The sequence below is a fragment of the Nocardia sp. NPDC059228 genome (assembly GCF_042754245.1).
Classification (GTDB): domain Bacteria; phylum Actinomycetota; class Actinomycetes; order Mycobacteriales; family Mycobacteriaceae; genus Nocardia.
Window position 1 is genome coordinate 1 of the sequence record NZ_JBHZAL010000002.1, and the last position, 21,041, is coordinate 21,041.

At 67.0% G+C, this 21,041-nt stretch carries 19 protein-coding genes; 14 read left to right on the forward strand and 5 right to left on the reverse strand.

What is annotated here, in order from left to right; translation table 11 throughout:
* Positions 1-299 (forward strand): hypothetical protein (locus tag ACFXKA_RS03825; RefSeq protein WP_379425898.1); only part of this gene is annotated, 299 nt, incomplete at its 5' end.
* Between the two features lie 84 nt (positions 300-383).
* Here ACFXKA_RS03825 and ACFXKA_RS03830 read toward each other — a convergent pair.
* Positions 384-1,244, reverse strand: a complete 861-nt coding sequence (locus ACFXKA_RS03830) for a haloalkane dehalogenase (protein ID WP_379425900.1) — start codon at positions 1,242-1,244, stop codon at positions 384-386.
* Between the two features lie 291 nt (positions 1,245-1,535).
* On the opposite strand from ACFXKA_RS03830, the gene ACFXKA_RS03835 reads away from it, so the two are divergent.
* From ACFXKA_RS03835 to ACFXKA_RS03880, 10 genes are all read left to right on the forward strand, one after another.
* Entirely contained in the window at positions 1,536-2,603 is a 1,068-nt protein-coding gene (locus tag ACFXKA_RS03835; RefSeq protein WP_379425902.1) for a UbiA family prenyltransferase, read from the forward strand.
* A complete protein-coding gene (locus tag ACFXKA_RS03840; RefSeq protein WP_379425903.1) occupies positions 2,603-3,700 on the forward strand; it encodes an aminotransferase class I/II-fold pyridoxal phosphate-dependent enzyme in 1,098 nt (365 codons plus the stop codon). Before ACFXKA_RS03835 ends, ACFXKA_RS03840 begins: the two co-directional genes overlap by 1 nt.
* A complete protein-coding gene (locus ACFXKA_RS03845; protein WP_379425905.1) occupies positions 3,688-6,939 on the forward strand; it encodes a thiamine pyrophosphate-binding protein in 3,252 nt (1,083 codons plus the stop codon). Before ACFXKA_RS03840 ends, ACFXKA_RS03845 begins: the two co-directional genes overlap by 13 nt.
* A 31-nt stretch (positions 6,940-6,970) precedes the next feature.
* A complete protein-coding gene (locus ACFXKA_RS03850) occupies positions 6,971-7,675 on the forward strand; it encodes a class I SAM-dependent methyltransferase (protein WP_379425907.1) in 705 nt (234 codons plus the stop codon).
* 18 nt (positions 7,676-7,693) lie between these two features.
* Positions 7,694-9,118 (forward strand): cytochrome P450, encoded by a 1,425-nt coding sequence (locus ACFXKA_RS03855; RefSeq protein WP_379425908.1) that lies wholly within the window; start codon positions 7,694-7,696, stop codon positions 9,116-9,118.
* Between the two features lie 34 nt (positions 9,119-9,152).
* The gene (locus tag ACFXKA_RS03860; RefSeq protein WP_379425910.1) at positions 9,153-9,782 is read left to right on the forward strand and encodes a class I SAM-dependent methyltransferase; all 630 of its coding nucleotides are present in this window, start codon (positions 9,153-9,155) and stop codon (positions 9,780-9,782) included.
* A gap of 134 nt (positions 9,783-9,916) precedes the next feature.
* Positions 9,917-10,579, forward strand: a complete 663-nt coding sequence (locus ACFXKA_RS03865; RefSeq protein ID WP_379426355.1) for an ABC transporter ATP-binding protein — start codon at positions 9,917-9,919, stop codon at positions 10,577-10,579.
* The gene (locus ACFXKA_RS03870) at positions 10,576-11,739 is read left to right on the forward strand and encodes an ABC transporter substrate-binding protein (protein ID WP_379425912.1); all 1,164 of its coding nucleotides are present in this window, start codon (positions 10,576-10,578) and stop codon (positions 11,737-11,739) included. Before ACFXKA_RS03865 ends, ACFXKA_RS03870 begins: the two co-directional genes overlap by 4 nt.
* Positions 11,736-12,548 (forward strand): ABC transporter permease, encoded by an 813-nt coding sequence (locus tag ACFXKA_RS03875; protein ID WP_379425913.1) that lies wholly within the window; start codon positions 11,736-11,738, stop codon positions 12,546-12,548. The genes ACFXKA_RS03870 and ACFXKA_RS03875 overlap by 4 nt, the downstream gene beginning before the upstream one ends.
* Before the next feature lie 44 nt (positions 12,549-12,592).
* The gene (locus ACFXKA_RS03880) at positions 12,593-14,056 is read left to right on the forward strand and encodes an MFS transporter (RefSeq protein ID WP_379425915.1); all 1,464 of its coding nucleotides are present in this window, start codon (positions 12,593-12,595) and stop codon (positions 14,054-14,056) included.
* Positions 14,057-14,075: 19 nt separating this feature from the next.
* Here the strand turns inward: ACFXKA_RS03880 and ACFXKA_RS03885 are convergent, their stop codons facing one another.
* Positions 14,076-14,834, reverse strand: a complete 759-nt coding sequence (locus ACFXKA_RS03885; protein ID WP_354845963.1) for an NUDIX domain-containing protein — start codon at positions 14,832-14,834, stop codon at positions 14,076-14,078.
* Between the two features lie 77 nt (positions 14,835-14,911).
* On the opposite strand from ACFXKA_RS03885, the gene nadA reads away from it, so the two are divergent.
* The 3 genes from nadA (at position 14,912) to nadC (ending at position 18,722) form a co-directional block, all read left to right on the forward strand.
* Positions 14,912-15,952, forward strand: a complete 1,041-nt coding sequence (nadA, locus tag ACFXKA_RS03890; protein ID WP_379425917.1) for a quinolinate synthase NadA — start codon at positions 14,912-14,914, stop codon at positions 15,950-15,952.
* A 33-nt stretch (positions 15,953-15,985) separates the two neighbouring features.
* The gene (locus tag ACFXKA_RS03895) at positions 15,986-17,704 is read left to right on the forward strand and encodes an L-aspartate oxidase (RefSeq protein ID WP_379425919.1); all 1,719 of its coding nucleotides are present in this window, start codon (positions 15,986-15,988) and stop codon (positions 17,702-17,704) included.
* Between the two features lie 157 nt (positions 17,705-17,861).
* A complete protein-coding gene (gene nadC, locus ACFXKA_RS03900) occupies positions 17,862-18,722 on the forward strand; it encodes a carboxylating nicotinate-nucleotide diphosphorylase (RefSeq protein WP_379425920.1) in 861 nt (286 codons plus the stop codon).
* A 61-nt stretch (positions 18,723-18,783) separates the two neighbouring features.
* Here nadC and ACFXKA_RS03905 read toward each other — a convergent pair whose 3' ends face one another.
* The 3 genes from ACFXKA_RS03905 to ACFXKA_RS03915 form a co-directional block, all read right to left on the reverse strand.
* Positions 18,784-18,966, reverse strand: coding sequence for a hypothetical protein (locus ACFXKA_RS03905; protein WP_364626387.1), 183 nt, complete (start codon positions 18,964-18,966; stop codon positions 18,784-18,786).
* Positions 18,967-19,050: 84 nt separating this feature from the next.
* The gene (locus tag ACFXKA_RS03910) at positions 19,051-19,548 is read right to left on the reverse strand and encodes a tellurite resistance TerB family protein (protein ID WP_379425922.1); all 498 of its coding nucleotides are present in this window, start codon (positions 19,546-19,548) and stop codon (positions 19,051-19,053) included.
* Between the two features lie 280 nt (positions 19,549-19,828).
* Positions 19,829-21,007, reverse strand: a complete 1,179-nt coding sequence (locus ACFXKA_RS03915; protein WP_379425924.1) for a winged helix DNA-binding domain-containing protein — start codon at positions 21,005-21,007, stop codon at positions 19,829-19,831.
* Positions 21,008-21,041 lie beyond the last annotated feature (34 nt).

Genomic DNA, 21,041 nt, shown 5'->3' on the forward strand with positions numbered 1-21,041 from the left:
AGGCCAAGCCGTCCATCGCGCCCAAGGGCCTGGCCATGAAGTCCGGCCTCAAGCGCCCCGGCCCGAAGGCTCCGGGCGCTGCGGCTCCGGCCGCTACTCCGGCTCCGGAAGCGCCTGCGGCTGAGGCGGATTCGGCTCCGGCCGAGACCGCTCCGGCTCCGGCCGCCGAGCCCGCCGCTCCGGCCGCGACGGAGGGCAATGGCACGCCGGAAGGGAACGGCTCCGTCGCGCCGCCGGCCGCCAAGCCGGGCGGCCTGGGGTTCAAGTCGGGGATGAAGGCGCCGGGCCGGAAGAACTAGGCGCGCTCGAAATGGCAGGCGGCCGAACCTGATCGACGAGGGCGGCGCTACCGAGTGGTAGCGCCGCCCATCGTTTCACCAGGCTCAGGGGAACCGCTTCGCGATCGCCGTCGCGATCTCATCGGGTGCGTGCTCCTGGATGAACTGCTGTGCCCTCGGCAGCTCGACTACCTCGAGGTCGGTGAATGTCGCCCGCATTCGGGGGATGTGGGCCTTGGGGCGGTAGACGAGGTCCCGCATGCCCCAGACCAAGAGGGTCGGCTTGTCGGCGAGTACGGCGGGCACGTCTCGGGAGAGCTGCTCCAGTAGCGGCCGGGCGTCACGAATCTGTTTGGCGATCACGCCGAGTCCGGGGCGAGCTTCCGGGGTGGGCTGCACCCCGCGATAGTGGTCGGCCTCGGCCGCGCTGAGCTTGCGCCCCAGCTCGCCGAGTAGGACGCGCTCGACGAGGAAATTCCGCTCGAGCACTTGCCGCTGCATCAGGGGGGTGCGGATGAGCATGCTGAAGACGCGATTCGCCCGTGCTTCGGGTGGCCAGAACGTGGTGTTGCCCAGCACGATTCCGCGCAGCCGACCCGCGCGCGTGGTGACCGCGCCGAGGCCGATGGGTCCGCCCCAGTCGTGTCCCATCAGGATGAAGTCGTCGAGCCGCAGGTGATCGATCAGCTCGCCGAGGACCGAGATGTGCTCGGCGACCGTGTAACCGAATCCCTGTGGACGTTCGGACAATCCGAACCCCAGGTAGTCGACGACGATACAGCGATACCGGTCGCGCAGCTCCCGCACGATGTGGCGGTAGAGGAAACTCCACGTCGGAACGCCATGGCAGAACAGGATTGCCGGCCCGGACCCCTCGTCGATGTAGTGCACCCGGCCGGCGGACGAGTCGAACCAGCGGGAGTCGAAGGGGTACAGATTCCGGTCGGGAACGAAGTCGATCAGCATTGAAACCCTCTCTGTGATACGAGACGACGTCTGATATACCTCGCTCACGCGGAATCACGGGAATTGCCAACGGCTTTCGGCCGCACACGGGGGTGTGCAACTGATGAAGGCAGCGGTTGAACACCCTTGGGCGACAAAGCCTTTCGTGTATGCTCACACCGGTGGAATCGCAATACACCGTATAAGCATTGACGAGTCGTGTTCTGAGTGCCGATCGTGGGGCAAGGGTTTCGGTTTCAGGAGCTGGGGGCCCGGGGCGGGCAATATCTAACTGCGCATGACGAGTGAGCTGTGATCGTGGCTGAAACTATGTCGATACCGACACTTGACGAATTTCTGGACAAGTCGGCAGAAGAGAGACTCGATTGGGTACATTCGTCCGAGGGATACACGAGAGGAATTCTGGGGCGGATCGAGCTGTTCCTTTCGTTCGCCCGCCCACGCACGTGCCTACCGGGAATGCTGGCGTTCTGCCTTTCCTGCAAGCTCCTCGGTCTGACGGTTGACCTCGATGTTCTGATCGGCTTCGCGATCACCTTCCTGTACAGCGCGGTCGCGAATCTGTTCAACGGCTATTCCGATGTCGCGGAAGACAATGAGAACCTGCCGGCCCGCCTGTACCTGCTCGGTCTCTACGGCCGGCGGCGGCTGCTGCTGAGTTCCTATGTCGTGTGCGCGATCATGCTGGGGTTGGCGACCCTGGTGAGCCCCATCTTCGTCGTGATGACGGCGATCTGTGTTCTCATCGCGCACCAGTACTCCCTGCCGCCATTCCGGGTGAAGGTGCGGCCGGTGCTGTCGATCTGCCTCTTCGCCCTGGATGTCGCCTTCCCGTTCCTGATGGCTCCCGCCGTCGCGAAGCACGGGCCGGCGGTTCTCGGGAATTGGCCCTTCCTCGGCATGGCCGCGTATTTGTTCGTGTGGTTCGCGGCCAAGGGGCTGGTGAAGAATCTGCCCGACTATTACGGCGACAGGGCTGCCGGTCTGACGACCTCGGCGACCATCAGCCGAACACGATTGCAAGCCGCGGTCGTGGCCGCGGCCGGGACGATCATCGTCTACCTGGGTCCGGTATTCCTGGTGGCCGCCGGCCAGTTCGGGGAGAAGTATCTGCTGGCCCTCGTATGGTTCCCGGTCGTATGCGTTCAGGGCGCGCGGATGATCCTTCGTGACGACAGCCAGTCGGCGAACAACATGCTTCGTTTCGACATGGTGGTATCGACGGGGTATTTGTCGACCTGGATCCTGCTGATAGATCCCTCCGTTTCATCGATGAGCATCGTGGTCGGGTCGCTGGTCATCATTTTCCTCATGGATGCGCTGAAACTCGATACCCGCAGAAAGAAGGATGTCGTCTGATGGATGCGGTGGAAAGGTTGATGAAGGCGCGTCCGGGTGTCGTGTGGAACGAGTACCGCTCGGGTGAGGAGAACAACTATTCGGTAGTCGCGCTGGACCTTTCGAACAATGCGTTGCCTTTCGCTCCATTGCCGAGCGTCCGCAAGGCGATCGAGGCCGAGGTGGACCGCGCCGCGGACTACCCTTCCGCGTCGTACGGCTCGCTGCGGGGAGCCATCGCCGAGTTCGTGGGCTGCGCCGCCGATCAGGTCATCGTCGGGCCGGGCAGCGTAGGCGTGCTCGGATACGTGCTGCGACGGGTCGCCGGGGATGGTGGCCGAGTCGTCTTCGCGGTTCCGGCCTTCGACGCGTACGAGCGAGTCGTGGTGGACTCCGGCGGCACGCCGGTGCCGGTCCCGGGAACGGAAAGCCGGTGGCAGCCACTGGATTCCATGGTGGCGGCGGCCGGATCGGACGCGGCCGCGATTCTGATCTGTTCGCCGCACAACCCGACGGGTGAGCAGGTGCGTCTCGACGAGATCGAGAGGGTGCTCCGGACGGCCCCGCGGCACACGGTCGTCGTGGTGGACGAGGCCTACATCGATTTCGATCGAACCGTCGATCCTGCCGCGATCTTCCGGCTGACTCGCCTGTATTCGAATCTTGTCGTCTTGCGGACCTTCTCGAAGGCCTATGGGCTGGCTGGGCTCCGCGTGGGGTACGCCGTCGGCAATAGAGATCTGATCGGTGCCTGTCGAACGGCCGCATTGCCCTTCGGCGTGAATCGGATGGCGGTGGCCGCGGCGATCGCCTCGCTGGAGGTGAGCAATGAGCTTGCCGCCCAGGTCGATTCGGTCGTGCACTGCCGGTCGCTGTTCAGCGAATCGATTCGCGAGCACGGACTCGCCGTCCCCGAATCGGGCGGCAACTTTCTCTGGATGCCCATGCGGCACACGGCATCTCTTGTCGATTGCTGCTCCCGCTCGGGGATCGCGGTCCGTGAATATCCGGGCCTCGGCGTCCGGATCACCGTGCCCGCACTCGAGCACCTAGCTGACGTTGTCGATGTACTCGCGGAGGGATACCGCGGAATGGAGGCAAGCGCATGCCACAGATGAATCCGCACCTGGGGGCCGACCTGATGGGGCGTCCCCGGTTCGCCGACGCGCTGGTGGATCGATTGGTCCGGAACGATGTGCGCTACCTCTTCGGGATGCCCGCGGAATCGGTGAATTGCCTCGTCGACGCGGTCGGGCGGCGGGAAGAGATCGGGCTCATCGCGGTTCGCCATGAAAGCGCGGCCTCCTGGATGGCCGTCGGCTACGCGCGTGGCTCGGGCACCGTGGGTGTGTGCTTCGGCACGGCCGGCCCCGGCGCCACGCACTTGTTGCCCGGCGTTTATGACGGGCTCTACGACCGGGTGCCGGTGCTGGCGATATCCGGACAGGTTCCGCTGGCCGGTATCGGGACGAAGTCGTTCCAGGAGATCGAATCCTCGCGGCTGTTCCGGGACGGTACGTGGCGCTCATCGGACATCATGTCGGCCGACCAGATCGGCGTCTTCGACCAGATCGTGCTCGCGATACGACTCGAGCAGACCTCGGCTCATGTCGCGGTCCCGTCGGATCTGCTGAACGCACCGGTCGATGAGAGGGAACAGGCGAGCCCGTATCGGCTGGATCGCCGCAGTGCCACGAAGGTCGACAAGAAACGCATCGACGACCTCGCCGACCACCTGTGCGCGAACCCGACGTCGATCGTATTGGGTTCCGGCAGCAGGGAATCGGTCGATCGCGCCCGCCTGCTCGCACACACGCTGGCGGCTCCACTGGTGGCCCTGCCCGAGTCGGGAATCCCGGAGGCGCTGGTAACCTCGGTCGACGACCATGAAGAATTCGCTGCCGACGGCAGCGTTCTGCTGATCGGCCGGCGAACCGTCGGAGTGGAGCGGTACTTTCCCGCGGCGAGAATCCTGATCGAAATCACCGATCTCGCTACGTCCGGGTTCGACGCGGGATGCCGGCGGGTTGGGATCGCCGGTGATGTTCCGGCGATTCTGGAGTCCTTGATCTCCGCTGTGTCGAGTCGCAAAGACGTTCCGGCACAAGCATTATCGGAGCAGCCGTCCGGTACACCGGGCGACGCGGTGCTGCCCGGCGGGTGGGCGGTGCTCACGCGGCGGCTGGCGGGTGCGTCGGTGGCCGTCGACCCGGGACCGATCCAGCGGCTGTCGCGCAGGTTCTTGACCGAGCACGCGAATGTCCACAGTGCGTGGAATCTGGAGGCCGAAGGGTCGGCGCTGCCGATGTCGATCGGTCTCGCGCTGGCGGCCGGTGATCGATGCTATGCGCTGACCGACCTCGCGTCCCTGGACCAGTACATCGCGGAGCTGTCCACCGCCGCGCGCTACACGGTTCCCGTCACCGTCGTCTGCGCAGCGGAATCCGGTGCGACGATCCGAGATCTGGCTCAGGCCTTCGGAATCCCGGTGTTCTGGGCCGGAACCCCGAGCGAGCTGAATTCGAGGCTGGAAGAGGCCGGCCGCGAGCACGGTCCGGTCGTGATCCTGACCTCCGCGCTGGAAGTGGCACCGGCGCTGTCCGGCGGGAGGGTCGACGCCGATGCCGTCCGGTTCGCGAGCGATCTGCTCGGTGCGATAGCGGGCCGCGGCGTCGACTCGGTGTATCTCTCGCGAAGCAGTTGTGCGCGGCTCGGTTCGGCGAGTGAATCGTCCGACCTCGACGTGCATGTCGTCTCCGATACGCAGGCGGCCGCCATGCGGGCAACCGCGGCCTTCAAGGCCGAGGGGAACGTGGCGTGTGCCCTGGTGACCTCGCCCGCGGAATTGCTCGCGCAGCTGAACGGGCTCTACGACGCTTCGTTCGACAGCGCGTCGGTGCTGCTGGTCTCCTTCGAAATCGACCGCTGGTTCCTGGATCCGGTGGACGTGCTGAAGGAGATCTCGGCGATATCGGTCGTCCTGGACGGCACCGCCAAGGATTCGACGCGCCTTCGAGACGCGTTGCTGAGCGTGGCCGCCGGGGGTAAAGGAGTGACCCACATTCACGTCGCCAACTCCGCGATAGCGGCGGGCAACAGTGCGGCGCTCGTGGAAAGTTCGAGCGCGCAAGGGATTCCGACGTCGTTGATCGGGCTTCCCGGTAGCACGATGGCCGCCCGCGAAGAGATCGCGCGGGCCGCGGAACTGCTCGAAGCCGCCGGGAATGTCTCGATCATCGTGGGCCGTGGCGCAGCCGGCGCACGACGTGAACTGCTCGAGTTGGCGTCACGCACGGGAGCTCCGCTCTACTGCACCATGGGTGCCCTGGCCGCGGACGTTCTGGGAGAACACTGCGACGGCCTGGTGGGGACATCCGGTCATGACGAAGCAATGCAGAACATCCGGCAGAGCCGGCTCGTCGTATTGGTGGGCGTGTCCTGGCGCGGCTCCGCATTCGAGCTCGCCGGAAACGGTCCGGTGGTGTCGATCAATGCCGACCCGCTGACTTTCCTCCGTCTCCCGCCCGAATCGATCGGCCTGCTCGGAGACGCGCGGGAGCTGCTGGAGGCACTGATCGGATCGTCGAATGATCCTGTCGCCGTGCGGGATATCGCCCGGCCCGGCACATCGAAGCGGAAAGGGCCGCGGGAGAGTGCGCGGGAGCTGCGCGCGGCCGCGGCCGCGCAGATCATCGATCATGAACTCGCGCAAGCCGATAGAGCATCCACCCTGAGCGTGGATGTCGGCATCAACACGCTCTGGGCGTACCGCTACGTACGGTCCGCATCCAGATATCTGTGGACCGCATCCTTCGCCACCATGGGATTCGCCGTGCCGGCTGCGGTGGACGTCGCCGCGCGCAGACCGAAGGACATCTCGGTGGCGATCGTGGGAGACGGCGGGATCGGTATCACGCTGGCCGAGCTCCGCAATGCCGCGAAGGTCGAATCGACAACGGTCATCGTCGTTTTCAACAACAGCGCGCTGGCCGCCATCAAGTTCGAGAGCTGGATCATGGGATGGCCGGATACCTCATCGGAATTCGCGCCAGTGGATTTCGCGAGCTTCGCGCGGCATTGCGGGCTGCCCGCGGTGACGGCGCGGACATCCGAGGAATTCGGGAATGCCTTCCGATCCGCGCTTCGCACCGAGGGCCCGATGCTCATCGACGCGCGCATCCCCGCGGTGGAGGCTCCCGCGCTGGCCGGACGCATTCATGTCCGCCAGGTCGTGGGACTGGTGTCGGGCTGGCTGCGCGACGGTAAGGCCGCGAGATCCGGCGCGTGGTCGATGGTGAAGGCGGTGGGCGCCGACGCGGCTGTCCAACTGGTTCGCCGGGTAGGGCGAACCGAATGAACTGTCAGGCAATCAGAGAGGAGGGACTCGAATGGTCGGGACACGTCCGGCTACGCCGCAGGCGATGTTCACGGAAATAGCTCCGCGCTACGACCTGGTCAATTCGATTCTCACATTGGGTGGCGACAAGCGGCTCCGGCGCGAGGCGGTTCGCCTGCTCCGGCTCGAGGCCGGTTCGAGGGTGCTCGATGTCGCCGCGGGGACGGCCGAGATCGCGTCCGCGCTGGCCGCCGAATATCGATTTCCGATGTCCTACTGCGCCGTCGATCTCAATGAGCAGATGCTGGAGGTGGCGGAGCGCAAACTGGCGCGGCTGGGGCAGGAGTGGCCGCGCAGCGAGTGGGGCCTGGTGCATGGAAGCGCCGAGGCCCTGAGCTTCGAGTCGTCGGCATTCGACGCCGTCGTCATGTGTTTCGCGCTCGATGACATGGACGACCCGTCGGCCGCGCTGGCGGAGACGGTACGGGTGCTCCGCGACGGCGGACGCTTTCTGCTGATCGAACTCGCCCTGCCGGACAGCGAATTGCTGCGCACGGTGCTGAAGTACCGCCTGTTGCTGATTCGCAGGATCGCGGGACTTCTCGGTTTGGCGCCCGTCGCCCACATGACCAGGGAGGTGGAGATGGACCGCGGCGCGGAATACACCATAGCCCGCTGCGAAAAGGCCGGCCTCACATTGGATTCCCGAGCGCGGTACCACGGCGGCATGGTTCGCGCCTATGTGTTCCGCAAGTAGAGATGGAAAAGGTTCTTCATGTCCAACAAATGCCCGCACGTCGAGGCGCCGAAGGTGCATTCTGAAACCAGCATAATCAGCCGCCGTTTCTCGAATGAGCACCTGCCCGGGCCGCCGGGACACCGTTTCATGGGTTCATACCCCGAGTTCGCGAAGGACCGCAACAAGTTCCTGCGGGACACTGTCCGGCAGTACGGAGATGTCAGCCGAATCAGGTTCCCGCTCCGGGACTTGGTCGTACTGGGTAACCCGCAGGACGCACACGCGGCCATGGGTGACACCTCCGGCGACTACAGCAAGTTCGGAAACTATCATCCCGTCATTGCGAAGCGGCAGAACGGGTTGTCGTTCATCGAGGGAGAGCTCTTCAGGGAAAGGCGTCGGATCGTCAGTCCGCTGGTCACACGGGACGGTCTGAAGAGCACGTTCAATGCCAATGTCGAAGCCTATCTCGACAGCCTCGACGCGAACATCGCCGTGGCGACCGACGCCGAGGGTGTCACCGATCTGCAGGAGGCGATTTTTCAGACCCTCCTGCGAGGCGTGCTGAAGCAGACGTTCACCGAGCCCTTCACTCCCCAGGAGATCGATGAGTTGCACAACGGCCTCTCGACCTTCACCAAGTTCCTCGGATCGACTCTGAAGATCGCCGATCCGCCGAATCTGGTGCGCCCGTGGGGTCCGTACAAGATCCGGCCCTGGGCGGTGTACACCGCGGCGAAGATCGTCAAGAATCGCGTTGTCGAGCGGCAGAACTCGCCGGCTCTGGGAACCTACGGCGATGTCCTGGACGGCATGCTCGCGGGGTACAAGAAGCTGAAGACCCCCATGACCTTCTGGGACCTTTGCTTCGATGTGGCGACGATGACCAGCGCGTCGTATGGCACTACCGCCGGCGCGATCACCCAAACGGTCGTTCGCACCGTCCTCGACGCCGAAGCGACGGATCGCCTCGTGGAAGAGAGTGGCACTGTCGATCTTTCACAACCGTCCATCGAGTCGGTGCGCAGCCTGCACTGGGTGAAATCCTGCTTCGAGGAATCGATGCGAATGCAAGGTCTTCCGCTCTTGCTCCGATTCACCTCGACCGGCGCGAACTTCCAAGGGTTCGACATCGCGCCCAATACGATGCTGGGCGTTCCGATCTCGACGATCCACCGCGACCCGCGCTGGTGGACCGATCCCGACAAGTTCGATCCGAATCGGTTCTACGACAAGAGCAAACGCGTCGATCAGCCCCGGGTGTTGCACTACCTGGCGTGGGGTGCGGGCCCGCACCGATGCACCGGCGCCCAACTGGGGTACCTGATCGCGCCGTACCTGGTGGCCTTGATCTTCAGCCGCTACAAGATCGAAGTGCCGCCACGCTGGTCACTCCGCGAGGATCCCGGCCTGGCGCCGGTGATCAAGGGCGGCTTCCGAGTTCGACTGACTCGACGATAACTGCTTCGGCCGAAGAGAACCTGAGGGAGTGGGTATGAAATTCGCAGAGCGATACGATATCGCGGCACCGATTTACGACCGGACCGCGTGGGTCCTGTCACTCGGTGGGATCGACAAGCTGCACCCGGCCCTGGTCGCCGGATTGGACCTGTCCGGCAAGACGGTGGCCGATCTCGGATGCGGTACCGGACTTGCCTTCCCGGCTCTGATCGACGCGATCGGCCCGTCGGGCCGGGTGATCGGGTTGGACAACAACGCGGCCATTCTCGCCAAGGCGGAGAAGCGGGTGGCGGCGAACGGGTGGAACAATGTGAAGCTCGTGGTCGACGACATCGCGACGACACCGCTGCTTCGAGACGTCGACGTGGTCTTCAGTTGCATTGCGATGAGCTGCGTTCCGGACCCTTCGCAGAAACTGGAAGAGCTCCTCGCGAACCTGAATCCGGGTACCGGTGTGCGCATCATCGATGCCCTGCCGCGAACCTCCGGGTTCGGGTACCCCGCCATCAACGGGTACAACTTCCTGAAGTCGTTCATCGTCGGATCGCACTACAAGAAGCTCGAGCCGTTCGAGCGGGTATTCCGTGAACAGCTGAGCGACGTGGTCGTCGACAGCGTGCACGGCGGCATGTACACGCGGCTGACCGGTGTAAAGGGCGCATAGCGCGAACCCCTGGAAGCGAGTGAGCGCTGCCGTCGACGGTCGGCGCGCTCGCTCGATTCCGCTCACGAAGGTGTCCTTGTTTGCGAAATGAATTGACCCTCGATTGCGGCACGAAGAAGTTCGGCGACAATCTCGTGCTGGACAACGTGAGCATCTCGATCGATCGCGGTGAGTTTCTCGCCGTGCTGGGCCCGAGCGGCAGCGGAAAGTCCACGCTGCTGCGGATATTGGCGGGCTTGGAGAATCTGACCGCGGGAACGGTGAGCTGGAGCGCGGACGGCGCTCGCCCGCGCACCGGGGTGGTGTTCCAGCAGTCCCTGCTACTGCCTTGGCTCACGGTCATCGAGAACATCTCGGTGGCACGGCGATTCGCCGCTCACCGGCACGAATTCGACCGTCGCCATCCGGAAACCCTGCTGCGGCGTTTCGGTTTGGACGGCCTCGCGGACCGATATCCGAGCGAGCTGTCGGGCGGCCAGGCGCAGCGCGTGGCCGTGCTGCGGGCGGTCGCGACCCGGCCACGGCTGCTCCTGCTCGATGAGCCGTTCAGTGCCCTGGACCCGGCGACTCGAATCGACCTGCGGCAGTGGCTGGCCGAGCTCGTCGCCGAGCTCGCGGCCACGGTCGTGCTCATCACGCATGACGTCGACGAAGCGATCGCGCTGTCGGATCGGATCGTGCTGCTCGACCGGGGCAGCATGCGCCGTGAATGGCGGGATGTGCGAACCGGTGACACGCCGGCGCTGCGTGACGACATTCTCCAGCAGTACCACCCGGACGAGGTGGCGGTTCCTTGACGGATATTTCGAGAAGGTACCTGCTGGCTGGCGCGACGGGACTCACCGTCGCCGCCGGGCTGTTCGGCTCGGCGGACCTCGTTCACAGCGCGGGCACCGCCGGGCGACGGCGGGAGAGCGCACTTCGCATCGGTTACCTGCCGATCACTGACGCGGCGCCGCTGCTGATCGCGCATTCGGTGGGCCTCTACGCCGCCGGGGTGAGCAGCGGCAGGCCCGTGATGTTCCGAAGCTGGGCCGGGCTGGCGGAGGCGTTCGTCTCTCGTGAGATCGATGTCGCGCACTTGTTGATGCCGATGGCTCTGCAACTCCAGCGCGTCCTGGGTGTGGGAGTGCGAGTGCTGGGCTGGAATCACACCAACGGCTCCGCACTCACTGTCGCCCCGGACATTACGGATCTGGAGCAGCTGGCGGGAACCCAGGTCGCCATCCCGTTCTGGTGGTCGATCCACAACATCGTCCTCCAGCAACTGCTGCGAGCCCACGACATCACTCCGGTGGTGCGGCGCAGTGCGTCGCGATCCCAGCGCACCGTCGAACTCGTTGTCATGAGTCCGTCGGATATGGTTCCCGCCCTGGCGAATCGCTCGATCGCCGGATATGTCGTGGCGGACCCGTTCAATGCCATCGCGCAGATCAAGAAGATCGGGCGAATCCATACCTTCCTGGGCGACGTGTGGCGTGAACATGCCTGCTGCGTACTGGTCACCAGGGACGACGTGATCGCGGAGCGCCCGTCCGCGGTGCAGGTGGTCACGGATGCGGTGGTGGCCGCCCAAGTGCGAATCACCGCGGACCGCAACGGATCCGCCGGTGCGTTGACGTCCGGAAGTTACCTACCCCAGCCACTGCCCGCGGTTCGGACGGCGCTGACCTATCCCGCGCCGCCCTATCAACTGCGACACCCCGAGTGGTCACCGCAACTGGTCGGATTCCAGCCCTACCCCTATCCCAGCTTCACCCGGAAGCTGGTCGAGGCAATGCACGACACCGTGGTCGACGGCGACCGCGGCTTTCTGGACGACCTGGATCCGAGCACGGCGCACGCGGGGCTGGTCGACGACACCTTCGTGCTGAATTCGATTGCCGCACACGGAGGAACACAGGCCTTGGGGCTACCCGCCGACCTCGTCAGAGCTGAACAGGTGCAACTGCTGTGACTTCTACCTTCGTTCGATCCACCCCGACCGCCCGCACCGCATCCCGGTCGGCCGTCGCCAAGGCGTGGCCCGCGGCCGCGGCCATCATCCTCACGGTTCTGCTCTGGTGGCTGGCGACTTCGGTACTGGCGCCACAGCATTCGCTGCTGCGCCAGACCGCGCCGCAGCGGGTGCTACCGGCGATCGCCGATCTGTATCAGCGCGGCGTGCTGGTGTCGGATGCGGCGATCAGCCTGTGGCGCTTGGTCATCGGCCTGGCCATCGCAATGGTGATCGGTGTCCCGGCGGGTCTGCTGATCGGCCTGAGCACGCGAATCGAGCGGGCGGCCACGCCCATCGTGCAGTTCTTGCGCATGATCTCGCCGCTGTCCTGGACGCCGATCGCCATCGCGCTGTTCGGAATCGGTAATCAGCCGGTTTATTTCCTGGTCGCGGCCGCGGCCGTGTGGCCCATCCTGCTGAACACCGTCTCCGGAGTGCACGCCATCGACCGCGGCTTTCTGGACGTGGCACGGTCGTTTCACGCGACGCGGGTGGAACAGCTGCGGGTCGTGATCATTCCGGCCGTGCGTGATCATGTCCGGACCGGTCTGCGCCTGGGTCTGGGTACCGCCTGGATCGTGCTGGTACCCGCGGAGATGCTCGGGGTCCGGTCGGGTCTGGGCTATCAGATCCTCAATGCCCGAGATCAGTTGGCCTACAACCAGGTTGTGGCCATCATCCTGGTCATCGGCGTGCTCGGATCCGCGGTGGATTTCGTCGCGACCCGCCTTCCCGGGCGGACCTTCAACAATCGCGCGGTCGCGTGAGACCGGCGCGGTCGCAGGAAACCGATAAGTAAGGGGTGAGCTTCATGTCCGAAGAACGGGCGGCGTCCGATCGTCGCTGGTGGGCACTGCTGGTGCTGTCGATCGCGCAATTGCTCGTCGTCCTGGACGCGACGATTGTGACGATCTCGCTGCCCTACGCGCAGGCCGACCTCGGCATCCGCGATGCCGACAAGCAATGGGTGTTCACGGCCTACACGCTCATGTTCGGCGGCCTGTTGCTGCTGGGCGGCCGCCTGGCCGACTATGTCGGACGGCGGCGGATCTTCCTCATCGGCCTGGTCGGGTTCGCGGTGGCCTCGGCGCTGGCCGGGGCGGCGGTGAGCCCGGGCATGCTGTTCGCCGGCCGGGCGTTGCAGGGCATGTTCGCGGCATTGCTGGCGCCCTCGGCGCTGTCGCTGGTGTCGGTGACGTTCACCGCGGCGCAGGAGCGGGCTCGCGCCTTCGCCGTCTTCGGGGGCGTATCCGGGGCGGGATTCGCGGTCGGGCTCATCGGCGGTGGAGCGTTGACGCAGTACGCGTCCTGGCGCTGGTGCCTGCTGGTGAACATTCCGATCGCGGCCGCCACCGCGGCGGCGGCCCTGCTGGTCGTCGTGCGGGACGTGCCGGTCCGCCGGGTGGGCGGCTACGACCTGCCCGGCGTGGTTCTCGTGACCGCGGGACTGGCGAGCGTCGTGTACGGGTTCAATCGTGCGGCGCAGGCGGGATGGGGCGCGGCCGGCACCGTCGCGCTGCTGGTGATCGGTGTCTGCCTGCTGCTGGCCTTCGTCGCCATCGAGGCGCGGGTCGCCAATCCGCTGCTGCCCCTGCGTATTCCGGGTGAGATCAATCGGGGCGGCTCGTTCCTGGTCGCGCTGCTGGTTCCGGTCGCGATGTACGCGGTCTTCCTGTTCCTCAGCTACTACTTCCAGCAGACGCTCGGGTATTCGCCGTTGAAGGCCGGAATCGCCTTCCTGCCTTTTCCTTTCGGCATCGTCGTTTCGGCGGGCATAGCCAGCAAGTTGTTGCCCCAGGTCGGGCCGCGCGTACTGATGCTGGCCGGCGCGCAACTCGGGGCGGGTGGCCTGATCTATCTGGCGCAGCTGCGGGTCGGGTACCCCTACTGGGCTGCCGTGCTGCCGGCCGAGATCGTGATAGCGCTCGGCATGGCGCAGATCTTCGTGGCCATGCAGGCCACCGCGCTGTACGCGATCGACGATCGCGACGCCGGTGTGGCCAGCGGTCTGCTGAACGCCGTGCAGCAGATCGGCGCCTCGATCGGAACCGCGCTGCTCACTACGATCGCGGTGCAGGTCTCGACGCGATACGCGCGCAATCACCCGCCCACTCCGGATCTGCCGGCGCGCGCCGCGATTCACAGTTATGACGTCGGGTTCTACTGGGGCGCAGGGTTTTTCGTGCTGGCGGCGATCGTGGTCGCGATCACGATCCGGGTCCGGAAGCTGGACCCGGTGACCGATCCGGACCGGGCGGCGACCATACCGGCCTAGGCAGGGGCGGTCCGCGCGGCTAGCTGGGCGGGCGGAGGGCGGCGAATTCGTCGGTGACGCGGATCCCGGAGTCGGTGAAGCGGTAGACGGCGGCGGGCCGCCCGCCCGCGCGGCCGGGGGAGGAGGTCGCGCCCGTGGGGGTGATCACCTTGCGGCGGGTCAGCACTCGTTGGAGGTTGGTGGTATCCACGTCGTAGCCCAGTGCGGCGCAATAGATTTCGCGCAGGGTGGACATGGTGAAGGTGGCGGGGGCCAGGCCGAAGGCGATATTGGTGTAGGACAGCTTGGCGGCCAAGCGGTTTCGGGCATGGCGGACGACCGTGCCATGGTCGAAGGACATGTCCGGCAGATCCGAGACCGGGTGCCACTTGGTGTCGTGGGGAAGCACCGGTTCGGCGGTCAGCGGCACCAGACCCAGATAGGCCGAGGCGATTCGGCGGTCGCCGGGTACCCGGTCGGGATCGCTGAAGACCCACACCTGCTCGAGGTGGGTCAGCTCGCGGACATCGACCTTCTCGGCGAGCTGGCGGGCCGCGGACGTATCGAGATCCTCGTCGTCGCGCAGGCGGCCGCCGGGCAGCGACCAGGTGCCCTTGGCGGGGTCCAGGGCGCGTTCCCACAGCAGCACCGCGAGTTCGGTGCGCTGACCCGGCGGGCAGCGGTCAGAGATGGCAATCCCACCCACGCTAGGGCTCTCACCTGCACGGATGGTGTCAGGAAAGCGACGAACCTGGAACACCGCGGTGAGTGTTTCGTGGATGGTGCTACGATGGGCCACGTTTTCGATTCTAAGTCGAAAACCGGTTGGATGCGAATCGGCGAGGTTGCCGGGCGCATGAGAGAAGGAGCCATGCCATGGCTGCAGCAGTGGGCGCGACGATGACGCTGACCGAGCGCATCACGGACGGCCCGTCGGGATACTCCGGTGTGGAGGCCACCCCCGAATGGGCGGCGGAGATCAAGCGGCTGGCGCGTGAGCGCAATGCCACCATCCTGGCGCACAACTACCAGCTGCCCGAGATCCAGGACATCGCCGACCACGTGGGCGACTCCCTGGCCCTGTCCCGGATCGCCGCGGAGGCGCCCGAGGACACCATCGTCTTCTGCGGTGTGCACTTCATGGCCGAGACCGCCAAGATCCTCAGCCCCGAGAAGACCGTGCTCATCCCGGACCAGCGCGCGGGCTGCTCGCTGGCCGACTCCATCACCGCCGAGGAACTGCGCGACTGGAAGGCCGAGCACCCGGGCGCGCTGGTGGTCTCGTACGTGAACACCACCGCCGCGGTGAAGGCGCTGACCGACATCTGCTGCACCTCCTCCAATGCCGTCGACGTGGTCGCCTCCATCGACCCGGACCGCGAGGTGCTGTTCCTGCCGGACCAGTTCCTGGGCGCGCATGTCAAGCGCGTCACCGGCCGCGAGAACATGCACATCTGGATGGGCGAGTGCCACGTGCACGCCGGCATCAACGGCGACGAGCTCAACGAGCAGGCCCGCACCCACCCCGACGCCGAGCTGTTCGTGCACCCCGAATGCGGTTGCGCTACTTCGGCTCTCTACCTGGCGGGCGCGGGCGAGTTCCCGGCCGAGCGGGTGCACATCCTCTCGACCGGCGGCATGATCGACGCCGCGAAGGCGGCCAAGTCGAACCAGGTCCTGGTCGCCACCGAGGTCGGCATGCTGCACCAGCTGCGGAAAGCCGCCCCCGGCATCGACTTCCAGCCCGTCAACGACCGGGCCTCCTGCCAGTACATGAAGATGATCACCCCCGCCGCCCTGCTCCGCTGCCTGGTGGAGAACCGTGACGAGGTCCACGTCGATGCCGAAACCGCTGCCCTGGCCCGCAATTCGGTGCAGCGCATGATCGAGATCGGCAACCCCGGCGGCGGCGAGTAGCCACGTCGTCCCCTGTCAGGGGAGGGATGAGCAATGGTGAATACATCGATTTCCATCACCTGGGAAGCCGAGGCCGATCTCGTCGTCGTGGGTGGCGGGGTGGCCGGCCTGACCGCCGCGCGGACCGCGTCCCGACGCGGGCTGCGGGTGCTGACGCTCAGCAAGGGCGGGCCCACCGACACCTCCACCCAGTACGCGCAGGGCGGGATCGCGGTGGTTGCGCCGCACGGGGATTCGGTGGAATCGCACGTGCAGGACACCGTGGTCGCCGGGGCCGGACTGTGCGACGCGGACGCGGTGCGGTCCATCGTCGAGGGCGGGCAGCACGCCGTGGTCGCGCTGACCGACCTGGGCGCGGTCTTCGATCTCGGGCGCGACGGTCAGGTGTCGCGGACACGGGAGGGCGGGCACAGCACCCGCCGCATCATTCACGCGGGCGGTGACGCCACCGGCGCCGAGGTGCAGCGAGCCTTGAACACCGCCGGACTGCCGGTGCTGTTCGGGGCCGTCGTGCTCGACATCGTGACCGGTCCCGAAGGCGTGCGGGGTGTCATCGTGGTGTCGGGCCAGGGCTTCGGCATCGTGCACGCGCCCGCCGTGCTGCTCGCCACCGGCGGGCTGGGCCAGCTGTACGCGTGCAGCACCAATCCCGCCGGCGCCACCGCCGACGGCATCGCGCTGGCGCTGCGGGCCGGGGCGCTGGTGTCGGACCTGGAATTCGTGCAGTTCCACCCCACCGTGCTGTTCACGCCCGGCGGCCTGGGCCGCCGCCCGCTGATCAGCGAGGCGGTGCGCGGCGAGGGCGCGATTCTCGTTGATTCCGAAGGCAATTCGGTGACCGCGGGCGTGCACCCGCGCGGCGATCTGGCCCCGCGCGACGTGGTCTCCCGCGCGATCACGGCCCGCATGCACGAGCTCGGCGCCGACCACGTGTACCTCGACGGCCGCTCGATCGAGGGCTTCCCGCAACGCTTCCCGACCATCACCGCCTCGTGCCTGGCCGCGGGCATCGACCCCACCACGGATCTGATCCCGGTTGCGCCGGCCGCGCACTTCCAGTGCGGCGGCATCCTCACCGACACCGTCGGCCGCGCCACGGTGCCCGGCCTGTACGCCGCCGGTGAGGTGGCCCGCACCGGCCTGCACGGCGCGAATCGCCTGGCCTCCAACAGCCTGCTCGAGGGCCTGGTGGTCGGCGAGCGCGCGGGCGCGGCGGCCGCCGAACGCCGGGGCGCGGCCCGCCCGATCGCCGAGGTCGGCCCGCTGCGCTTCGCCCGCGCGGATCGAAAGTTGCTGCAGGAGCTGATGACCGAGCACGCCTCGGTCGTCCGCGACGGCGACGGCCTGCGCGCCGCCGTTCTGCGCATGGTCGGTCTGGTCGCCGACAATGCCGCGCCCGACATCACCGTCGAGTGGGCGCTGAACGGGAACGGCGCAGCTGTCGGCCGGGCCGACGATGCCGTGGCGGCGTCGAGCGATGGCGCAGTCGCGCACTCCGATTCGGCCGCGGCGATCATTCGCGAGCTGGAGGACTCCGCGCTCACGCTGACCGCGCGGGCGCTGCTGGTCGCGGCGGCGGCGCGCACCGAGAGCCGCGGCTGCCACACGCGGTCGGATCACCCGGAGCCACGAGAGGAATTGCGGCGCAGCGTCGCGGTGCGGCTCGGGTCCGACGGGCGGACGAAGCTCGTTGCCGACGGCATCGAGCCGGGGCAGGCGTGGGGCCGGGCCGCCGTGCCCGTCGCCTCGTGACGGGCACGGCCGTCATGCCGGAGCTCGCCGTCTCGCACGGCATCGCGGTCGGGAACGACATTGCGGTCCGGAACGAGATTGCGGTCCGGAACGAGATTGCGGTCCGGAACCGCATCGCCCGGAGCGCAGGACAAGTCATCGAAGAAGGAGTGCAGCAATGACCCTCGACGCCGGACTGGACCGCGACGCGGTGGTCGCGCTCATCCGCACGGCCCTCGACGAGGATCTGCGATACGGGCCCGATATCACCACGCTGGCCACGGTGCTCGCGGACGCGGTCGCCAAGGCGGACATGGCTTCTCGCCAGCCGGGCACGGTGGCCGGGCTGGATGTCGGCCTGCTCGTGCTCGACGAGGTGCTCGGCGCGGGCAATTACGAGGTCACCGGCCGAGTCGCGGACGGCACCCGGGTGCAGCCCGGTGATGTCGTGCTCAGCCTGGCCGCACCCACGCGCGGGCTGCTCACCGCCGAGCGCACGCTGCTGAACCTGGTGTGCCACTTGTCCGGAATCGCCACCGCCACCTCCCAGTGGGTGGACGCGGTGGCGGGCACCGGTTGCCGTATCCGCGACAGCCGCAAGACTCTGCCCGGCCTGCGGGCCCTGCAGAAGTACGCGGTGCGGGTCGGCGGTGGCGTCAATCACCGCATGGGGCTGGGCGATGCCGCGCTGATCAAGGACAACCACGTGGTGGCCGCGGGCTCGGTGGTTGCCGCGCTGCGCGCTGTGCGGGAACTGAACCCGGACATCGAATGCGAGGTCGAAGTGGACAGCCTCGACCAGCTCGACGCCGTCCTCGCCGAGGACGTGGAACTGGTGCTGCTGGACAACTTCCCGCTGTGGGCCACCCAGGCGGCCGTGCAGCGCCGCAACACCCGGTCGCCGCGCACCAAACTCGAATCCTCGGGCGGACTCTCGCTGGACATGGCGGCCGACTACGCCCGCACCGGCGTCGACTACCTGGCCGTCGGCGCGCTCACCCACTCGGTCCGGGTACTGGACCTCGGACTCGATATGTGAGACAGCCCTTCCCGTCGATTCACCCCCCGGTGTGCCACTTCGCCGGGGGTGAATCGTCTGGTCAGCGCCGGTACACGGGCGGATCGACGAGCCAGCCGATGCCGCCGCAGCCGGTGCACAGGATCGCCGACCCGCTGTCGGAATAGCCTGCGGCCCCGGTGCCTTCGCACCAGCCGCAATACCGCCAGCCCCGATTGGGGTGGACGGTGTCGAGCAGAATATTGAGGAACCCTTGGATCGCCATGCAGAGTGAATCCCCTCGCTAGGCAGCAAACGCTCCAAGAATGCGGGACGGCTCCGGGCAATGTCCAGCAAAAGCCAGAGGGCTTTACAGACCGAATTCGTGCGGGTCCAGACGCAAAACCTGACAAGCCTCGCGAATCACCGTGAGCGCGTGTGCGCTGAGTTCGCCGTCGGCTTGCCCGACGACCAGCCCGATCCGCACCACCGCGGCCGCCTGCTCGGGATAATCGGTGGCCTTGGAAATCTGCGCCATCACATACGCGTGCCCGAAGGCAGGATCCATGATGAGCCGGGCGCAATTGTCCTCGAACAGATTTCGCAGGTCCTCGGGGGAACGCAGGCGCAGGACCTCGTGCGCGCCGACCATTTGCGCGACCCGCATGCGCGCCGCGGGATCGATGCGCCCGTCGGTCGCCGACAGCACCGCGCACATTCCCAGCGCCGCATCCCGGAAGGCGTCACCCCACAGGTCGTTTCGCGGCGGCGCGGGTGCGGGCCGCCCCTCGGCGGAGCTACCGTGCGGCGCGCCGGCCGAATCGATGTGCGGTGCAGCCGGGGAGACCAGCCGATTCGTCAACGCCATGACACACTCCGAAAACTCGCCGAACCCCTGGACCTCCCCGTGTCCCGGCCCGGATCGTGCGAACAACAATGCCGACAGTAACAGCCTGCCGCCCGGTAGGCCCGCAGAATTTCTCCGAATACTCGTGGGCAGCAACCTCACAGTAGTGCCCGGGCGGGGCCGCAACCGTCGAATACCCTGCCATGCAATGAGATCGACATTCGATCGCAAACTCGCAACCGAGCTGCGGCACGGATCGCGGACCGGCGCGGCGGTATTCGACGGAGTGCCGGCGCGCGGCTCAAGCGGTGAGCTCGCGTTCGAGCGGCGTTCGGAACCGGGGAATCGGGCGGATATCGCCGTACCACGCCCCGATGCGTTCGGCTTCCGCGGCGATGGCGCGCTCGGCGTCGGAGCCCGCGTCCTCGAGCAGCCGCCAGACGATCTCGCCGTCCGAGCGCTGCGCCCAGCCGCCTATGATGCGGCCGTCCCACCAGACCGTCGGGCCGATATTGCCATTGCGGTCGAAGAGCGCGGGCTGGTGCGGGCCGAGGAACCAGTCCCGGGACTGCCAGCCCATCGGCGTGGGGTCGAGGGCGGGCAGCAGCGCGGCCCAGGATTCCGGGGCGGGAGTCGATTCCAGATCGTCGGCGAGAACCAGGCCGGTTTCACCACCCAGGTCGACCTCGGCGGTATCCACCGGCGCGAGCGCCTTGCGGACCTCGCCCAGCGTCCACCCGGTCCACCACTTGAGATCGCTCACCGGTGCGGGACCGAAGGCGCGCAACCACTTCCGGACCAGCTCCGCCCGCGCCTCGTCCACCGGCAGCGCCGGAATCCCCTCCGGCAGCCAGGATTCGATGGGCGCCCACGTGTACTGACTGCTGGCCCAGCTCCCATTGGGCCGTCCGCGCACGATCCGGCCCTCGCAGCCCAGCGTCACCAGCACCCAGGTGGTGATATTGGTCGGCTTGGAATACGGCTTGCCCGGCGCGGTGTCGACCTGGGTCCGTAGCCGCGGCACCTCCTTGCTCAACTGCGCCCCGGTCGCGCTGCCCCGCGCCAGCAGCGCGGCATGGGTCTCCGCCTCGACCTCGTTCAGCCACGCGCTGACATTCCCCGTCACCGCCCCGGACTGTTCGATGTACCGCCCGTAGGTCTTGCGCTGCTTGTGCGCCAAGGCATCCGCCACCGACGCCTGCAGCACCGGCACCAGGTCGACCGGCGCGACGAACATGGTGCGCCGCATGGCCAGCATGCGCAGCAGCGTCCGATCGTCGTAGAGCGCCTGCTCCACGTGCCCGGGTTCGATCCCCACCCCACGCGCCGCGACGGACAGGTACACGGTGGCCGGATCGGTGGCGTGCAGCACCACCATCGACCGCACGATCTGCTCGACCGCGTCGCAGCGCACCCCGGCGGCCAGCCGGTGCCGCACCCCCAGCCGAGCCCGCCGCTCCGCGGCATCCATCGAACGCATGGTCGAATCCTAGCCTCCATCATCAGAATCCGCG